The 17,580-nt window shown below is 64.8% G+C and carries 15 protein-coding genes; 6 read left to right on the forward strand and 9 right to left on the reverse strand.

Annotated features, from left to right (window positions below; translation table 11 throughout):
- Window positions 1-87: 87 nt before the first annotated feature.
- Window positions 88-2,775, reverse strand: a complete 2,688-nt coding sequence (gene mutS, locus AC0L3N_RS01415; RefSeq protein ID WP_473545281.1) for a DNA mismatch repair protein MutS — start codon at window positions 2,773-2,775, stop codon at window positions 88-90.
- 203 nt (window positions 2,776-2,978) lie between these two features.
- Between mutS and AC0L3N_RS01420 the strand changes: the two genes are divergently transcribed.
- Window positions 2,979-5,258: an NADP-dependent malic enzyme gene (locus AC0L3N_RS01420; RefSeq protein WP_473545028.1), complete on the forward strand. Its 2,280-nt coding sequence runs from the start codon at window positions 2,979-2,981 to the stop codon at window positions 5,256-5,258.
- Window positions 5,259-5,367: 109 nt separating this feature from the next.
- Here the strand turns inward: AC0L3N_RS01420 and AC0L3N_RS01425 are convergent, their stop codons facing one another.
- The gene (locus AC0L3N_RS01425) at window positions 5,368-6,360 is read right to left on the reverse strand and encodes an adenosine kinase (RefSeq protein WP_473545030.1); all 993 of its coding nucleotides are present in this window, start codon (window positions 6,358-6,360) and stop codon (window positions 5,368-5,370) included.
- Between the two features lie 192 nt (window positions 6,361-6,552).
- Between AC0L3N_RS01425 and AC0L3N_RS01430 the strand changes: the two genes are divergently transcribed.
- Window positions 6,553-7,248, forward strand: coding sequence for a sulfate transporter family protein (locus AC0L3N_RS01430; RefSeq protein ID WP_473545032.1), 696 nt, complete (start codon window positions 6,553-6,555; stop codon window positions 7,246-7,248).
- Window positions 7,249-7,349: 101 nt separating this feature from the next.
- Here AC0L3N_RS01430 and AC0L3N_RS01435 read toward each other — a convergent pair whose 3' ends face one another.
- From AC0L3N_RS01435 to AC0L3N_RS01460, 6 genes are all read right to left on the reverse strand, one after another.
- On the reverse strand, window positions 7,350-8,345 hold the full coding sequence (locus AC0L3N_RS01435) for a proline racemase family protein (RefSeq protein ID WP_473545034.1): 996 nt from the start codon (window positions 8,343-8,345) through the stop codon (window positions 7,350-7,352).
- Window positions 8,342-9,145 carry an isocitrate lyase/PEP mutase family protein gene (locus tag AC0L3N_RS01440; protein ID WP_473545036.1) on the reverse strand — a complete coding sequence of 268 codons (804 nt, stop codon included), beginning with the start codon at window positions 9,143-9,145 and terminating at the stop codon, window positions 8,342-8,344. Before AC0L3N_RS01440 ends, AC0L3N_RS01435 begins: the two co-directional genes overlap by 4 nt.
- 69 nt (window positions 9,146-9,214) lie before the next feature.
- Window positions 9,215-10,063, reverse strand: a complete 849-nt coding sequence (locus AC0L3N_RS01445) for a hypothetical protein (protein WP_473545038.1) — start codon at window positions 10,061-10,063, stop codon at window positions 9,215-9,217.
- Window positions 10,064-10,148: 85 nt separating this feature from the next.
- A complete protein-coding gene (locus tag AC0L3N_RS01450; RefSeq protein WP_473545040.1) occupies window positions 10,149-10,805 on the reverse strand; it encodes an HAD family hydrolase in 657 nt (218 codons plus the stop codon).
- On the reverse strand, window positions 10,805-11,290 hold the full coding sequence (gene dut / locus AC0L3N_RS01455; protein ID WP_473526146.1) for a dUTP diphosphatase: 486 nt from the start codon (window positions 11,288-11,290) through the stop codon (window positions 10,805-10,807). Before dut ends, AC0L3N_RS01450 begins: the two co-directional genes overlap by 1 nt.
- An 84-nt stretch (window positions 11,291-11,374) precedes the next feature.
- Window positions 11,375-11,845, reverse strand: a complete 471-nt coding sequence (locus AC0L3N_RS01460) for an Lrp/AsnC family transcriptional regulator (RefSeq protein WP_095493818.1) — start codon at window positions 11,843-11,845, stop codon at window positions 11,375-11,377.
- Between the two features lie 115 nt (window positions 11,846-11,960).
- On the opposite strand from AC0L3N_RS01460, the gene AC0L3N_RS01465 reads away from it, so the two are divergent.
- The 3 genes from AC0L3N_RS01465 (at window position 11,961) to AC0L3N_RS01475 (ending at window position 14,572) form a co-directional block, all read left to right on the forward strand.
- Window positions 11,961-12,215, forward strand: coding sequence for a DUF6356 family protein (locus tag AC0L3N_RS01465; RefSeq protein ID WP_123146428.1), 255 nt, complete (start codon window positions 11,961-11,963; stop codon window positions 12,213-12,215).
- Window positions 12,216-12,229: 14 nt separating this feature from the next.
- Window positions 12,230-13,030 (forward strand): class II glutamine amidotransferase, encoded by an 801-nt coding sequence (locus AC0L3N_RS01470; RefSeq protein ID WP_473545042.1) that lies wholly within the window; start codon window positions 12,230-12,232, stop codon window positions 13,028-13,030.
- 168 nt (window positions 13,031-13,198) lie between these two features.
- Window positions 13,199-14,572 carry an amidase gene (locus AC0L3N_RS01475; RefSeq protein WP_473545044.1) on the forward strand — a complete coding sequence of 458 codons (1,374 nt, stop codon included), beginning with the start codon at window positions 13,199-13,201 and terminating at the stop codon, window positions 14,570-14,572.
- Here the strand turns inward: AC0L3N_RS01475 and AC0L3N_RS01480 are convergent.
- Window positions 14,566-15,642 (reverse strand): NAD(P)/FAD-dependent oxidoreductase, encoded by a 1,077-nt coding sequence (locus tag AC0L3N_RS01480; RefSeq protein ID WP_473545046.1) that lies wholly within the window; start codon window positions 15,640-15,642, stop codon window positions 14,566-14,568. The two genes, AC0L3N_RS01475 and AC0L3N_RS01480, sit on opposite strands and share 7 nt — an antisense overlap.
- A gap of 121 nt (window positions 15,643-15,763) precedes the next feature.
- Here AC0L3N_RS01480 and AC0L3N_RS01485 point away from each other — a divergent pair, with 121 nt between their 5' ends.
- Complete coding sequence (locus tag AC0L3N_RS01485) at window positions 15,764-17,371, forward strand: peptide chain release factor 3 (RefSeq protein ID WP_473545048.1); 1,608 nt, start codon at window positions 15,764-15,766, stop codon at window positions 17,369-17,371.
- The last annotated feature ends 209 nt before the right edge of the window (window positions 17,372-17,580 follow it).

Here is a 17,580-nt window from a genome sequence, read left to right on the forward strand (position 1 = left end):
TGCGAAGCTGCCAATCTCCCCCCAAGTGGGGGAGATGTCCGGCAGGACAGAGGGGGGCGCCGTAGAGCACTATCGGACGAGGCCCAGCTACTTCCCCGCCATTCCCTTCAGCCGATAAAGCGCTTCCAGCGCCTCCCTCGGCGTCATCTCGTCGGGGTTGATCGCGCCGAGCGCGGCACCGAGTGCGTCATCCCTGGCCGGCTTTTGCGCTTCCCGTTTCAGCGCCACCGAAAACAGCGGCAGATCGTCGACCAGCCGGTTGGCCTTGCCCGAAACCTCGCCCGCCTCCAGCTGGTGCAGCACTTCCCTGGCCCGCCCGACCACCGCTTCCGGCAGGCCGGCCAGACGCGCCACCTGCACGCCATAGGAGCGGTCGGCGGCACCCTTGCCGACCTCGTGCAGGAAGACCACATCGCCCTCCCATTCCTTGACCCGCATGGTGACATTGTGCAGTCGAGCGAGTTTGCTGGCCAGTGCCGTCATCTCGTGGAAATGGGTGGCGAAGATCGCCCGGCAGCGGTTCTTCTCGTGCAGATACTCGACCGCCGCCCAGGCGATCGACAGGCCGTCGAAGGTAGCGGTGCCGCGGCCGATCTCGTCCAGGATCACCAGCGCGCGTTCGCCGGCCTGGTTGAGGATCGCCGCCGTTTCGACCATCTCGACCATGAAGGTTGAGCGGCCGCGCGCCAGATCGTCGGAGGCGCCGACACGCGAAAACAGCCGGTCGACGACGCCGATATGGGCTGATGCCGCCGGCACGAAGGAGCCGGTCTGGGCGAGGATGGCGATCAGCGCGTTCTGCCTGAGAAAGGTCGATTTGCCGCCCATATTGGGGCCGGTCAGCAGCCAGATCGCGCCGTTTTTGGCGCCGCCTTCCGGCGACAAATCGCAATCATTGGCGACGAACGGTCCTTCGCCCGAACGCCGCAGCGACTGTTCCACCACCGGATGCCGCCCGCCTGATATGGCGAAGGCGAGGCTCGAGTCCACCACCGGCCGGCACCAGGCCTCGCTTTCGCAAAGCTGGGCAAGTGCCGAGGATACGTCGAGCACGGCAAGCGCATCGGCGCCGGCGCGGATCTTGTCCACCTCGCCGACCGCTTCCGCCGTCAGCCTGTCGAAGGCGGCAAGCTCGATCGCCAGCGCCCGGTCGGCGGCGTTGGCGATCTTCGATTCCAGCTCGGCCAGCTCGGTCGTGGTGAAGCGCATGGCATTAGCCATGGTCTGGCGATGGATGAAGCGCGCCTTCGCCCCATCGCTGCTCGTCATGATCGCATGGTGGTTGGCAGTGACTTCGATGTAGTAGCCAAGCACATTGTTGTGCCGGATTTTCAGCGAGCGGATGCCGGTTTCGTCGATCAGCGAGCGCTCCAGTCCGGCGATGACCTTGCGCGATTCGTCGCGCAGCGCTCGCATCTCATCGAGTTCAACATTGTAGCTGGAACGGACAAAGCCGCCATCGCGTTTGAGCAGCGGCAACTCGTCACTGAGCGCCTGCGTCAGATGCTCGGCCAGCGGGCGTGGCAGAGCCTTGATCGCCGCCAGCGCCGCCGCCAGTTCTTGCGGCAGGGCGGTCGCCCCAAACAGTTCGGCAATGGCGCCGGCTGCCTCGAACCCGGCACGCAGCGCGCCGAGGTCGCGCGGGCCACCGCGGTTGAGCGCCAGCCGCGACAGGGCGCGGGGCATGTCGGCGACGCTCTTTAGGCTCGCCCGCACCGCCTGGCACAGTCGAGTCTCGGAGCGGAAGAACGATACCGAATCCAGCCTTGCACCAATTGCCGCCGGGTCGGTCAGCGGCGCCATCAGCCGGTCGGCAAGCAGCCGCGCGCCGCCGCCGGTCACCGTGCGGTCGATGGCCTTGAACAGCGAACCCTCACGGCTGCCGGACAGGGTGCGCAGCAGTTCCAGATTGGCGCGTGTCGCCGGATCGATGAACAGTGTCGAACCCTGCTCCTCGCGCTCGGGCCGCGACAGCGGCGGCCGCTCGGCCTTCTGCGTCTTTTCGACATAGGCGATTGCGCCTGAGATCGCGGACAGCTCGGCGCGGGAAAACGTGCCGAAACTGTCCGGCGTCGCCACCTCGAAGAAGCGGGCGATGCGCCCGGCTGCCGACGCTGAATCGAACAGGCTCGGCGGCTGCGGATTGGCGACCCGGCCGAGCACATCGAACACCGGTTTCAGCTCGGCGTCGTAAAACACCGGCTCGGCGACGATCAACTCGCGTGGGTCGACGCGAAAGACATCGGCGAGCAGCCGGTCGGCGGTGGTCTCGGCAACGCGGAAGGCGCCGGTCGAGATCTCGATCCAGGCCAGCGCAAAACTTCCTTGGTTCCCTGTCTCGCTGCCGCGCTCCCCGCCTCTTGGCTCGGCCCCGCCCTTGACCCGGCCAAGTGCCATCAAGAAACTCGATTCCGACGGCGCCAGCAATTTGTCCTCGGTGATGGTGCCGGGCGTCACCAGCCGCACCACGTCGCGGCGCACCACCGATTTGCCGCCGCGTTTCTTCGCCTCTGCCGGATCCTCGATCTGCTCGCAGACGGCGACGCGGAACCCTTGTCCGATCAGCTTCTGCAGATAGTCGTCGGCGGCATGCACCGGCACACCGCACATCGGAATGTCGAGGCCCTGATGCTTGCCGCGCTTGGTCAGGACGATGCCGAGCGCCCGGCTCGCCTTTTCGGCGTCGTCGAAGAACAGCTCGTAGAAATCGCCCATGCGGTAGAACAGCAGCGAATCCGGGTTTGCCGCCTTGATCTCGATATACTGCTCCATCATCGGCGTCGCCGGCGCAAAGGCCGGCGTAGCGCTGTCGCTGCGAATGGGCGTTTCGTCGTTCAACAAGCTGCTTCCAAAATTCCCAAGCCATCTGCTTGGCGGTTTACAGCGGCGAAGTGTAGCCTTAATCCCGAACGTTCCACAAAAGAAAGCATTGGACCCGTCTCAAGCGGTGCCGCACGGGTGAGGAAATCGAAAGCATCATGGCCAGGAAAACCGAAAACGCCGGACCCTCCGTCAGTGCGCAGGAGGCGCTGGAATTCCACGCCATGGGCCGCCCCGGCAAGCTGGAGATCGTCGCCACCAAGCCGATGGCCACCCAGCGCGATCTCAGCCTCGCCTATTCGCCGGGCGTCGCGGTTCCGGTGCTTGCCATCGCCGAGGATCCCAGCCGCGCCTTCGACTACACGGCGCGCGGCAACATGGTCGCCGTCATTTCCAACGGCACCGCCATCCTCGGCCTCGGCAATCTCGGCGCACTGGCCGCCAAGCCGGTGATGGAAGGCAAGGCGGTGTTGTTCAAGCGCTTCGCCGATGTCGATTCCATCGATCTCGAGGTCGACACCGAGGATGCCGAAGAGTTCATCAATTGCGTGCGTTTCCTTGGCCCTTCGTTCGGCGGCATCAACCTGGAAGACATCAAGGCGCCGGAATGTTTCATCATCGAGCAGCGGCTGCGCGAACTGATGGACATACCGGTCTTCCATGACGACCAGCACGGCACCGCCATCATTTCGGCCGCCGGCCTGATCAACGCGCTCGAAATCACGGGCCGCGACATGAAGACCACGAAAATGGTCTGCAATGGCGCGGGTGCGGCCGGCGTCGCCTGCATCGAGTTGATGAAGGCGATGGGCTTTGCGCCTGAAAACATCATCCTGTGCGACACCAAGGGCGTCGTCTTCCAGGGCCGCACCGAAGGCATGAACCAGTGGAAGTCGGCGCATGCCGTCAAGACCGAAGCGCGCTCGCTGGCCGAGGCGCTCGACGGCGCCGACGTGTTCCTCGGCCTCTCTGCCAAGGGCGCGCTGACCACCAAGATGGTGAAGTCGATGGCCGAGAAGCCGATCATCTTCGCCATGGCCAATCCCGATCCCGAGATCACGCCGGAGGAAGTCGCCGAAATCCGCACCGATGCCATCATGGCCACAGGGCGTTCGGACTATCCGAATCAGGTCAACAACGTGCTCGGCTTCCCTTACATCTTCCGCGGCGCACTGGACGTGCGGGCCACCACCATCAATGACGACATGAAGATCGCCGCGGCGCGTGCGCTCGCCGAACTGGCGCGCCAGGATGTGCCCGACGACGTCGCCGCCGCCTACCAGGGCATGCGGCCGAAATTCGGCCCCAACTACATCATCCCGGTGCCGTTCGATCCGCGCCTGATCTCGGCCATTCCGATCGCGGTCGCCAAGGCAGCGATGGAGTCCGGCGTCGCGCGCAAGCCGATCCTCGACCTCGACCGCTACGCGCAGGAGCTTTCCGCCCGCCGCGACCCGATCGCCTCGACCCTGCAGCGCATCTACGACCGCGTGCGTCGTCAGCCCAAGCGCATCGTTTTCGCCGAGGGCGAGGAGGAGCAGGTGATGCGCGCCGCCGTCTCCTATGTGAACCAGCGGCTCGGCACCGCCATCCTGCTCGGCCGCGACGACATCATCAAGGAGAATGCCAGGAACGCCGGCATCGAGCTTGGCAAGCAAGGCATCGAGATCATCAATGCCAGGCTGTCGCGCCGCAATGGCGTCTACACCGACTATTTGTACGAGCGCATGCAGCGCAAGGGCTTCCTGTTCCGCGACTGCCAGCGACTGATCAACAACGACCGCAACCATTTCGCCGCCTGCATGGTGGCGCTGGGCGACGCCGACGGCATCGTCACAGGCGTCACCCGCAACTATTCCACGGCGCTCGACGACATCCGCCGTGCCATCGACGCCAAGCCCGGCCACCGCGTCATCGGCGCCTCGATCGTGCTGGCGCGGGGCCGAACCGTGATTGTCGCCGACACCGCCGTGCACGACATGCCCAATGCCGAACAGATCGCCGACATCGCCGAGGAAGCCGCCGGCTTTGCCCGCCGCATGGGTTATGAACCAAGGCTCGCTATGCTTGCCTATTCCACCTTCGGCCATCCGCAGGGTGAGCGCTCCGAACGCGTCCAGGAAGCGGTGCGCATCCTCGACAAGCGGCGCGTCGATTTCGAGTATGACGGCGAGATGGCCGCCGACGTGGCGCTCAACGCGCGCGCCATGGCGCAATACCCGTTCATTCGGCTCACCGGTCCGGCCAATGTGCTGATCATGCCGGCCTTCCACTCGGCCTCGATCTCGACCAAAATGCTGCAGGAACTCGGCGGCTCGACCGTCATCGGCCCGCTGCTGGTCGGCCTGGACAAGCCGGTTCAGATCGTCTCGCTCAACGCCAAGGACAGCGATATCGTCAACATGGCGGCCATCGCCGCGTACACGGCGGGGGCGTGAGGAGCGAGCGCCTCTTCCTTCTCCCCTTGTGGGAGAAGGTGGCCGAGCGAAGCTCGGTCGGATGAGGGGTGCTCCAGCCCCAAGGGGAGAAGGAAGAGGTGCCGCCTCCCTACAGCAGCCCCGCCTGCTCAGCCTCGTGGCGCAAGTTCTGCCGAGGCCTTGGCCCGATCTGCTGGATGACCAGCCCGGCCGCCAGCGAGCCGAGGTCGCCGCAATGCTTCAGGCTGCGCCCTTGCGTGTAGCCGTAGAGGAAGCCGGCGGCATAGAGGTCGCCGGCGCCGGTGGTGTCGACCAGCTCCCGGATTTTGGTCGCGTCGACGGTGACGGTCTCGTCGCCGCGCACGATGACCGAGCCCATTTCCGAGCGGGTGACGGCGGCGATCTTGCAGTCCTTGCGGATCTGGGCCAGCGCCTCGTCGAACGAGGCGGTCTGGTAGAGCGCCTTGATCTCGTGGCTGTTGGCAAAGACGATGTCGACGGTGCCCGAGCGCATTAGGTCCAGAAACTCCTCGCGGTAGCGGTCGACGCAGAACGAATCCGACAATGTCATCGACACTTCGCGCCCAGCGGCATGCGCGAGCTTGGCCGTCTGCCGGATCGCTTCCTTGGCGCGCGGCGGGTCCCACAGATACCCTTCGAAATAGGTGACCGCCGCACCGGACGCCTTGTCGGCCTCTACATCTTCCGGCCCGAGCTCGATGCAGGCGCCGAGATAGGTGTTCATCGAGCGCTCGCCGTCTGGGGTAACGAAGATCATCGAGCGCGCCGTCGGTGGCTCGCCATTGAGCGGCTTGGTGTCAAAGGCGACGCCCTGCGCATGGATGTCATGGGCGTAGATTTCGCCGAGCGCATCGTTCGAGACCTTGCCGAAGAAGGCGGCGCGTCCGCCGAAGCTGGCGACACCCGCCGCCGTGTTGCCGGCGCTGCCGCCGGAGGCTTCGATCGCCGGGCCCATGCGGCGGTAGAGCAGCTCGGCGCGCCTCGTGTCGATCAGGTTCATCGCGCCCTTGATGATGCCGTTCGTCTCCAGGAATGCCTCGTCGCACTGCGCGATGATGTCGACGATGGCATTACCGATACAAAGCACGTCATAGTTCGGCATCAATGATGTCTCCGCGAAAACCACCGGCTTTCTGCCACGCCGGCCGCGGGCGGGTCTAGCGATTTGATGCGGCTTTGCCTAGGGTCGGGATCTATTAATCTGGTCGAACGGCAGATGCACCGCATCGCGCTGTGCGTGCTTTGTCCTGTCTCCGCCTGCCTCGAAACTACCAGCCCTGGAATTGGAAACGCCGTGATCTCCAGCGCCGCCCGCGCCGCCGCTAGCCGGTTGTTCTCGCCCGAATTCCGCTCGGTGTTCGTGAAGACGCTGGGCCTGACCTTGCTGGCGCTCGCCGCGCTGTGGTTCGCAATCGAGGGCCTGTTCGAATGGCTGGCCTGGCCATGGATCGACGCATGGCTGCCCAGCCTGCCGTCCTGGGCCGGATGGCTGGGCTTCATCGTCGCCGGGATCGGTCTCGCGCTGGGTCTGGCGCTGCTGATCGCGCCGGTGACGGCGATCATCGCCGGCCTGTTTCTCGACGACGTCGCCGAAGTGGTCGAGCGCACCGACTATCCCAACGACCCGCCCGGTCGCGCCGTGCCGGCACTGCGCTCGATGGTGCTGGCGATAAGATTCTTCGGTGTCGTCATCCTCGGCAACATCGTCGCCTTGCTGCTTCTGCTGGTGCCGGGCATCAACATCGCCGCCTTCTTCATCGTCAACGGCTATCTGCTGGGGCGCGAATTCTTCGAATTCGCCGCTATGCGCTTTCGCCCGGAGGCCGAGGCACGGGCGTTGCGCAAAAAACATGCGGTCACCGTGTTCCTCGCCGGGCTGGTTGTCGCTGGCTTCCTCGCCGTGCCGCTGCTCAACCTTCTGACGCCGCTGTTCGCCGCCGCCATGATGGTGCACCTGCACAAGGCGATCTCGGCGCGGGAAGCGGCTTAGGAGTGCTGATGCTCAGGTGACGCCGGCGTGCGAATGGCGGTGTCCGGTGCTTCCGGTGCGTAGCCAAACGTTGCGCTCCGTTCCGTTTGTTGGGCCCGGCGCTAGCGTAAGAGAAAACCGCGTCCCAGCTCGTCGTCGGGTTCGACGATGAATTCGGCCCGGCCGCAGTAGAAGGCGCGGCCGCCGACGTGGGCGATGATGGCGTCATGCGGCCCGGCTTTTGCGGTCCTCGCCACGCTGCCGGAAAAGCGCGAGCCGGCGATACTCTCGAACAGCCGCGTCTGGCCGGCGATTTCGCCCTTGGCATGCATTGCCGCCAGCCGCGCGGTGACGCCCGAGCCGGTCGGCGAACGGTCGACCTCGGCCTCGGCGAAGACGCAGATGTTCTTGGTCGGGGAATCGGAAAATACGTCCTGTCCGTCGGTCAGGATGGTGCCGTAGAGAAAGGCAAGGTCGGCATGGTCGGGATGCGACAGCGGGAACTCGGCCTTCAGTTTCCCGGTCAGCGCCGTCGCCGCATCGACGAAGTCGCGCACGCGGTTTTTGCCGAATTCCAGCCCGAACTGGCGGCAATCGGCGAGCGCATAGAAGGCGCCGCCATAGGCGATGTCGAAGCCGATCGCCCCGAAGCCCGGCAATTCGACCTCCTGGTCGCGGGCGAACAGAAAGGCCGGCACGCTTTCGAACGACACCGCACCGGCCTTGCCGTCCTGCACCTCGACCGAGGCGACGACCAGCCCGCACGGCGCTTCGATGTTGACTGTCGTCAGCGGCTCCTGCCGCGTCACCAGCCCTTCGTCGAAGGCGTAGCGGCCGAGCGCGACGATGGCGTGGCCGCACATCGTCGAATAGCCCTCATTGTGCATGAACAGCACGGCGAGGTCGGCGCCGGGCAGGTCGGGTTCCACCAGCAGCGCGCCATACATGTCGTAATGGCCGCGCGGCTCGAACATCAGGATCTTCCTGAGATGATCGAGGTGGTCGCGCACATAGGCACGCTTTTCGAGAATGGTGCCTGCGGGGATCTTGGGATAACCGCCGGTGACGATCCGCAGCGGCTCGCCGCCGGTGTGCATGTCGACGACGGTGAGCGTCATGCTTTGGGTTCGGCAAACAGCGCCTGCAGCTTGCCGAACGGCATGGCGGTGCTGGTGAAGCCGAAGGTGCCGTCCTGCTGGATCTCGCGCGCCGCCGTCTCCAGCATGCCGAAGGCGAAATTGGTGAGCCAGGGCCCGAGCGAAATGCGCTTGACCCCCGCCAGGGCAAGATCGGCGATGGTGAAGCCGGGCCTCACCATGACGTTGACCGGCTTGGTCAGCGCCGAGCAGACGGTCTGCACCGTCTCGATGTCACTGATGCCCGGCGCATAGAGCACGTCGGCGCCGGCCTTCTCGAAGGCCTGCAGCCGCTTGATCGTGTCGTCGATGTCGGGCCTGCCCCACAGAAAATTCTCGGCCCGCGCGGTGAAGACGAAATCGTGCTTCAGCGCCCGTGCCGCCTCCGCTGCAGCGGCGACGCGCTCGACAGCATGCGAAAAATCATAGATCGGCTTGTCGGGCTCGCCGGTGTGGTCCTCGATCGAGCAGCCGGCGAGGCCTGCCGCCTCGGCTGCAAAGACGGTCTCGGCGGCGCTCGTCGCGCTGTCGCCCTTGCCCTTCTCGAGATCGGCCGAGACCGGCAGGCCGGTCGCCGCCGTCACGTCGCGGCAGTGGTGGATCATCGCCTCGAAAGTCACCGCGCCGTCGGGCAGCCCGCGCGAAAAGGCAAAGCCGGCGCTGGTCGTCGCCAACGCCTTGAAACCGAAGGAGGCCAGCAGTTTCGTCGTGCCGACGTCCCAGGGGTTGGGCATGACGAAGATCGAACTGTGCAGGTCGCGAAAGATTTTGCCCTTGTCCATGGATGCTCCCCAGAGTGCGAAGCGCATTTTATCCCGCCACTGCCCGACGGGCAAACGAATGCGATTGGTTCAGAAGCGATTGGCGTTCTCTCCTGCCAATGTGTCCAGTGCGTCGGACCCCTTGACGTATGCGGTCCCGTCCCAATGGTAGGTGACGGAGATGTCGCGCGAGGAAGCCTCGGGCGCCGGTTCGTCGCAGCTTTCGCCATTCGGCACGGTGGCATCGGTCACCGTCGCCTTGATGGCCGCATAGGGCTGCCCGTCCGCAACGGTCTGAAACGCCAACTCCTGCGTGCGCCTGTAGGCGCACAGGGACTCGTCGAACGTATAGATCAGGTCGATCAACTCGAACCTGTCGTCGCGGACCAGGATCAGCGGCGTGCTCACATAGCCCTGGCTCGAATTGAAATGCGTGCTCAGGGTGATGATGGCGTCATCGCTGGGCCCGATCGGCAGCTTGCCCGGGTCGCGGAAAGAGGTGCTCCGGTCGACGGCGACATTGACAGCGTCGAGCAGTCTCGGCTTGCCGGCAAGATCGTAGAGCGCCAGCACCGCAAAACCCTCGGCGCTGTCGGAGGAACTGCCGAGGTCGAACAGCATGGCCAGCCGCTCCTTGCCGCCGGCCCTGATCTGGAGCGCGCCAGCATCGGAAAAGCCCGACGTTTCGGGCGGCGAGCCTCCGCTATCCGGACCCTCGATATGGCGCATCTCGATCGGCATAGAACCCCGGTAGAAGCCGTCCTTGTCCGCCGCCAGATCGGGAATGACCATCCTGGCGAGGTCGAAATAGGTCGTGTCCTGGTGGCCGGGAACGGCGCTGCCAAGGTCCGGGAAGCTGCCGTCTTGCGCGCCGGCCGTCGACCACAGGCACGGCAGCAGCAAACAGGCGAGGACGAAGCGAAGCAGGATGGAATTCATACGCTGGCGCCTCCCACGGTCGAGCGTCCGCAAGCTAGCACGGACGACCGAGGCGTACAGCCGGATAACAAGCCTGAAGATTAGATCAGTGGATCGGCACCAGCCCGGCAAGTTCGCGCATGTCGTCGAACAAGATGCCGCCGGCCTCGGTCAGGCCGTCGCGGTCAGAATGCGGGTCGCCGTGATAGGAATAAACGCGCATGCCGGCGGCAATGCCGGCTAATGTCCCGGCGACGCTGTCCTCGATGACGATGCAGTCGGCGGGCGCGAAGCCCATCGTGCCTGCGGCATGCAGGAACAGGTCGGGAAACGGCTTGCCGCGCGAGACCATGGTCGAGCTGAACAGCGCATGCTCGAACAGCGGCAGCAGCCCGGTCTCGCCGAGCGTGATGTGCATTTTAGACGCCCGTGCCGATGAAGCGACGCAAGTTGCGATGCCGGCCGCGTGTACGGCTTCGATGAACTCCCTGACATAGGGGACGGCTTCGACGCCATGCGCGAACAGGTCCGGCAGGCCGGCATTCCAACGCTCGACGAAATCGGCACCGAGGCTGACGCCGGTCGCCTCGACTTCCTTCTGCACCGAGACCATGCTGCGGCCGGAGAAATTCTTGCGGCAATATTCGAAGCTCGCCGGATAGCCGGCAGCACTGAGCCATTCGGCGAGGCGCCGATTGGCCGGGTTCTCGGTGTCGACCAGAACCCCGTCGCAATCGAAGATGACGAGTTTGGGTAGGGACATCAGGCCGTGCCGGTCGATCCGAAGCCGCCCGATCCGCGCGCCGTGCCGCCGGCCAATGTCCGCTCCTCGACCGTAGCCTGCGTCACCGGGGCGAAGACGATCTGGGCGATCCGCATGCCACGCGTCACCGCGAAATCCTCGTCGCCGAGATTGATCAACAGCACCTTGACCTCGCCGCGATAGTCGCTGTCGATGGTGCCCGGTGTGTTGAGACAGGTGAGGCCGTGCTTGAAGGCGAGGCCTGAACGCGGCCGGACTTGGCCTTCCACGCCCTCCGGGATCTCCAGGATCAGCCCGGTCGGCACCAGCGCGCGTTTTCCCGGGAGGATCAGCAACGGCCGGTCGTCCGGCACCGCGGCGCGCAGATCCATGCCGGCGGCGCCCGTGCTTTCGTAGGCGGGAAGCGGCAGGCCTTCACCATGCGGCAACCTGACGAAGCCGACGGCCGGACCGATGACAGAGGAAGTGTAGAGTGCTGCGCGCATGAGGCTGATCCTATCGCTGTCAACGCCGATTCGGTCAACTCGGCGGCTAGGCTATCAACGGCTTTCTTTCAGCGCAGTTCCACTTCAGCGCAGTTCGATGGGAACGACCGTCGTCTCCTTGATCTCCTCCATGACGAAGGAGGCCGAAACGTCCGACAGCGCCACCTTGGCGATCAGCCGCTGATAGAGCCGGTCATAAGCCTTCACGTCGGCGACGCGGGCACGCAAGACATAATCGAGGTCGCCGGACATGCGGTAGACGCCGGTGATCTCGGGAAAACCGGTCACTGCCGCCCGGAATTTTTGCAGCCAGTCCGGATCGTGGTTGGAGGTCCGGACCAGGATGAACACTGAGAGGCCGAGGCCAAGTTTGTCGGCATCGACCAGCGCCACCCGGCCGGTGATGACGCCGTCTTCTTCCAACCGCTTCACCCGGCGCCAGCAGGCGTTGCGCGACAGCGACACTCTTTCTGACAATTGGTCGACCGACAATGTGCCGTCGCGTTGCAACTCGGCCAGCAATCTTCGGTCGATCTCATCGATTTCCAGCGGCATGTGGGATGTTTGTCCCAATATTTGGCCAAACACAAGGATGATTTGGGACCAATGAACCAAAAGCTCGTGCCAGAATACTCAGCATCGGGGGCTTATCCCGGTAGGAGGCATTACCATGACGACACGGCTTGCAACGCTCTTTACCTCTCACCCGGCCAAGGTGGGCGAGACCTATTTCAGCCATATGGCCTTCGCGGCGTGGTTCTGCTCGCGTCTGTTCATGGCGGCGTTCGCCGCGCTCATTCACGCTTTCTTGCCGTTTCTGTTTGAGACTACGGCCAGCCGAATCGTTCGCGAGCTCTATGAGCGCACGCACAACAGAGGCACACACGCGATCAAGGAGCCTGCGGCTTTCATGGATCGCGCCTGAGGAAAGATTAAGCGATGTGCCGGTGGGCGGCCTATCTTGGCGAAGCGGTTTTCCTCGAAGACATCGTCACGGCGCCCTGCCATTCGCTGATCGCCCAGAGCCATTGCGCCCAGGAAGCCAAGTCGCCGACCAATGGCGATGGCTTTGGTCTCGCCTGGTACTGTGATCGGCCCGAACCGGGTCTCTATCGCGACATCCTGCCGGCCTGGTCCGATCCCAATCTGAAGAGCCTGTGCCGGCAGATCAGGTCCAGCCTGTTCCTTGCCCATGTGCGCGCCTCGACCGGCGGCGCCACCAGCCGCATGAACTGTCATCCCTTCACTGCCGGCCGCTGGTCGTTCATGCACAACGGCCAGATCGGCGGCTTCGAAAAAATCCGCCGCGCGCTGGAAAATGCGCTCTCCGACGATGTCTTCGATCGGCGCGAAGGCACCACCGATTCCGAACTTTTCTTTCTCCTGATGATCGATGAGGGTCTGGCGGGCGATCCGCAAGGCGCGGTGTCGCGCGCTACGGCGCGGGTGATCGACGCCTCGCGGCGCGCCGGCTTCGAACCGGCGCTGAGACTTACCGCCGCCTTGTCGGACGGCGAATCGCTCCATGCGGTGCGCTATGCGACCGATGCCCACGCGCCGACGCTCTACACCTCCGTCTTCCGCAATGGCGGCGGGCGATGCCTTATGTCGGAGCCTTTCGACCATGATGGCGGCGACTGGCAGCCGATCCCGCCCTATAGCTTCGTCACCATTACCAGAGACGGCATGACCATTCGTCCGTTTGCGCCGGAACCGGTAAGACTGGCGCTGGCCGTGTAGATTCCTCGCTATCGCGGCAACATCGCGGGACAGCGCCCCCTCAGCAGACTCTCGCAGCGCAATTCCGATCAAGCACCACCTGTCCTTGAATGCTGAACTCGGCTTGAAGACGCGCCGTAGCCCGCCATTTGGTGAGGCTGGCGCCGCTAGCAAGCCGGAGCATTCGTCATGGACCTCGTCTTTTCCTCGACTATCGAACTCGCCGCCGCGATTCGCGACCGCAAGATTTCCGCCGTGGAAGCGCTGGACGCGCATTTGGCTGAGATCGACAGGCACAATGAGGCGGTCAACGCGGTCGTCACGCTCGACAGGGAAGGGGCTCGCACTCGAGCGAAGAAGGCCGACGAAGCGCAGGCGCGCGGCGACGCTCTCGGGCCGCTGCACGGCGTGCCGTTCACGCTGAAGGACACGCACGAAACACTTGCGATGAAGACCACGGTTGGCTTCCCGCCCTTTGCCGACTATGTCGCACGGCAGGACAGCCCGGTCGTTCTCAGGTTGAAGGCGGCCGGCGGCGTGCTGGTCGGCAAGACAAATGTCGCAACGAAGCTGGGCGACTGGCAATCGAACAATCCGCTGTTCGGCCGCACCAATAATCCATGGGATCTCTCGCGCACCGCCGGCGGTTCCAGCGGGGGAGCGGCGGCAGCACTTTGCGCGGGCATGACACCATTCGAGGTCGGCACCGACATGCAGGATTCGATCCGCCTGCCTGCCTCCTTCTGCGGCGTCTACGGCCTCAAGCCGACCGAGCATCGCGTCTCCCTGGCCGGCGCCTTTCCCGATCCCGCCGGTGCGCCGCGCAGCGTGCGGCTGATGTCCTGTATCGGTCCGCTGGCCCGCAACGTCGACGATCTGGCGCTGATCCTGGGGATCATAGCAGGGCCGGATGGCAGCGACACCGATCTTGCGCCGGTGCCTGTCGAGGGCACGTCGGAGGTTGATCCCAAGGCCCTGCGCATCGCTTTCGCGCCGGCCTTTCCGGGTTTTCCGGTAGCCGGCGAGATCAGGGCCGCGGTCGAAAGTCTGGCCGAGCAACTCAAATCTGCGGGCGCGGCCGTCGAGGAAGCAAGACTGCCGACGCTCGACCTGCATGACGATCTGACGCAAGGCAGCGCGCTGATCGGCATGATGCTGGAGGCTGTGCAGCCGGAGCCGTCAGAAGAACCGACACCGGTCTCGCGCTGGTTCGAGGCGCTCACCCGCCGCGACCAGTCAATCCTTGCCTGGGACCGGTTTTTCGAAGGTTGCGATGTCTTGCTTTGCCCCGTCGCCATGACCACGGCCTTTCCGCATTGCAAGCCGGGAACACCAATCAAGGTCGATGACAGGGAGCAGAGCTACTGGCTGCTGCCGGCCTATGGCGCGGTGTTCAACTATAGCGGCCACCCGGCACTGTCGCTGCCCTGCGGGCAGGACCGCGACGGCCTGCCCATCGGCCTGCAGCTGGTCGGCCGTCGCTGGTCCGAATCGCGGCTGCTTGGCATCGCCAAGGCGATGGCGCCGCTGACCGGCGGCTTTCGCCGGCCGCCAGGCTATTGAGCGAAGCGGCCAAGCCCATAGGGCGCAAGCAGCGGGTCGCGCGCGTCGTCGAGGATTTCCCGGGCGGCGAACAGGCCGACCGCAGGCGCCAGCGTGATGCCGGAATGCATGACCGCGACATAGAGGCCGCCCACGCCTTGAGCCCGCCCGATGATCGGAAAGCCGTCGATCGGCGTCGGCCGGTAGCCGACGGTGTGGAAATCCAGTTCCAGCCCGTCGGCACCGCGCAGCATGGTTTTCATCGACGCAAACAGCTCGCGGGCGGTGGCTGCGGCATCCATGCCCGGATCGGCGCCGCCGAAATCCGAACCGGCGATGATGCGGCCCTCGGCAGTCTGGCGCATATGCTGCCGGTCGCCGATCACCAGGCCGTTGAGCAGCCTTTCGTAGGGGCCTGAGTGGACGATCAGGCCGGGCGGCGTCTCGATCGGCAGTTTTATCCCGGCCGTCGCAGCGATTGCCGGAGAGCCGGCGCCGGCCGCGATCACCACCTCGTCGGCGGCAATCCGTCCGCCTGACGTATCCACGCCGGTAATCCTGCCATGGGTCAGTATCAGCGCGGTGACTGTCGTACCGGTCATCACCCGCGCGCCAAGCCGCTCGGCGTCGGCCAGCAGCGTCTGCGTGGCCGCGACCGGCTCGGCCACGCCCTCCTCAGCGACGTGAAGGGCGAAATCGGGAAGCTCGGTCAAATTGGGCTCTATACGTGCGGCTCCCACGCGGTCGACGCGCTCGATGCCGTAGCCCCAGGCAGAATGCTCGACGGCATAGGCCTCCAACTCGGCCGGCGGCAGGTCCCAGCACAGGCCGCCGCACCATTCCAACGGAATGCCGGGCACGTCATGCGCAAGCCGCGTCCATTCGGCCATCGAACGGGTGCGCAGCCGGAAATACGCTTCTGGATTGCCCCAGCTGGCATTGATCCAGGCAAAGGAATTCGGCGTCGCGACGCCGCCGGCGGCGCTCTCGGCGATGACCGTCACCCGCGCTCCGGCCCTCGCCAGATGCCAGGCGATGGAAGCACCGACGATACCGGCGCCGACGACGATGACTTGCTTGGCTGCGTTCATCGATGGTCCTTTGTCGAATCGGGTCTTCTGATGTCGTTGCGGCAACCCTATCTCAAGACCGGGCAACTGCCCAAAACTGTTCGACAGGCTACAAAAGCGCTGCTAGAAGCCCGCTCACCACATGGGATTCCATAAATTGGCTGAAGACATCACGAACGCGGTGGCGCGCCGCCGCACTTTCGCGATCATCGCGCATCCGGACGCCGGCAAGACGACCCTGACCGAAAAGCTGCTGCTGTTCGGCGGCGCTATCCAGCTTGCCGGCGAGGTCAAGGCCAAGAAGGATCGCATCCAGACCCGGTCGGACTGGATGAAGATCGAGCGCGAGCGCGGCATCTCGGTCGTCACCTCGGTGATGACCTTCGAGTATGAGGACAATGTCTTCAATTTGCTCGACACGCCCGGCCACGAGGATTTCGCCGACGATACCTATCGCACGCTGTCGGCAGTCGACGCGGCGGTCATGGTCATCGACGCCGCCAAGGGCATCGAGCCGCGCACGCTAAAACTGTTCGAGGTCTGCCGGCTGCGCGATATCCCGATCATCACCTTCGTCAACAAGATGGACCGCGAAAGCCGCGACCCGTTCGAGATCCTCGATGAGATCGAGCAGAAGCTGGCGCTGGACACCGCGCCGATCACCTGGCCGATCGGCCGCGGCAAAACCTTTTCAGGCACCTACCACCTGGCGCTGAACGCCGTGCGAAAGGGCGACGCGGAGAAGGAACGCACGCCGGTCAACGGTCCGGATTCCAACCGCGTTGCCGGTCTGTTGCCGGAGAACGAGCGCGAAGCCTTCATCGAGGAACTCGAGCTGGCGCGCGAGGCCTGCCGGCCGCTCGACGTCGACTCGTTTCGCGAGGGCCATCTGACGCCGGTCTATTTCGGTTCGGCGCTGCGCAATTACGGCGTGCGCGATCTGATCGAGGCGCTTGGCGCCTACGGGCCGCCGCCGCGCGCGCAGGACGCCGACACCCGCAAGGTCGAGGCGACCGAGGACAAGATGACCTCCTTCGTCTTCAAGATCCAGGCCAACATGGATCCCAACCACCGCGACCGTATCGCCTTCGTCCGCGTCTGCTCGGGCAAGCTCGAGCGCGGCATGAAAGCCAAACTGGTGCGCACGGGAAAGCCGATGAGCCTGTCGGCGCCGCAATTCTTCTTCGCCCGCACCCGCGTCACCGCCGACGAGGCCTTTGCCGGCGACGTCGTCGGCATCCCCAACCACGGCACGCTGCGCATCGGCGACACACTGACCGAGGGCGAGGAGATCCTGTTCCGCGGCGTACCGAATTTCGCGCCGGAAATCCTGCGGCGCGTCCGCCTCGGCGACGCGATGAAGGCCAAGAAGCTGAAGGAAGCGCTGCACCAGATGGCCGAGGAAGGGGTCGTGCAATTGTTTTCGCCGGAGGACGGTTCACCGGCCATCGTCGGCGTCGTCGGCGCGCTGCAGCTCGACGTGCTGAAGGAGCGGCTAAGCTTCGAGTACACGCTGCCCGTCGATTTCGAGATGTCGCGCTTTTCGGTCTGTCGCTGGATATCGGCTGACGACAAGGCCGACATGCATCGCTTCATCGAGGCGCATCGCGGCGACATCGCCCGCGACCTCGACCACGATCCGGTGTTCCTGGCCCAGCACGCCTTCTCGCTCAACTACGAGGCCGAGCGCTGGAAGGCGATCCGTTTTGCGGCGGTCAAGGATTATCAGGTCCGCGACAAGGCGGCTTGAGCTGCGGCCCTCCCTCCCCCCTTGTGGGGGAAGGTGGATCGGCGCGCAGCGCCGAGACGGAAGAGGGGTGTTGGAAGAAACTCGGCGTGAAACGTCGAAGGGTTCTAGGCGTTTACCTCTTCAAGGTAGCGATCCTTCCAACACCCCTCATCCGACCGAGCTTCGCTCGGCCACCTTCTCCCACAAGGGGAGAAGGGAAGATCGGACGG

It is taken from the genome of Mesorhizobium sp. WSM4807, assembly GCF_055811615.1.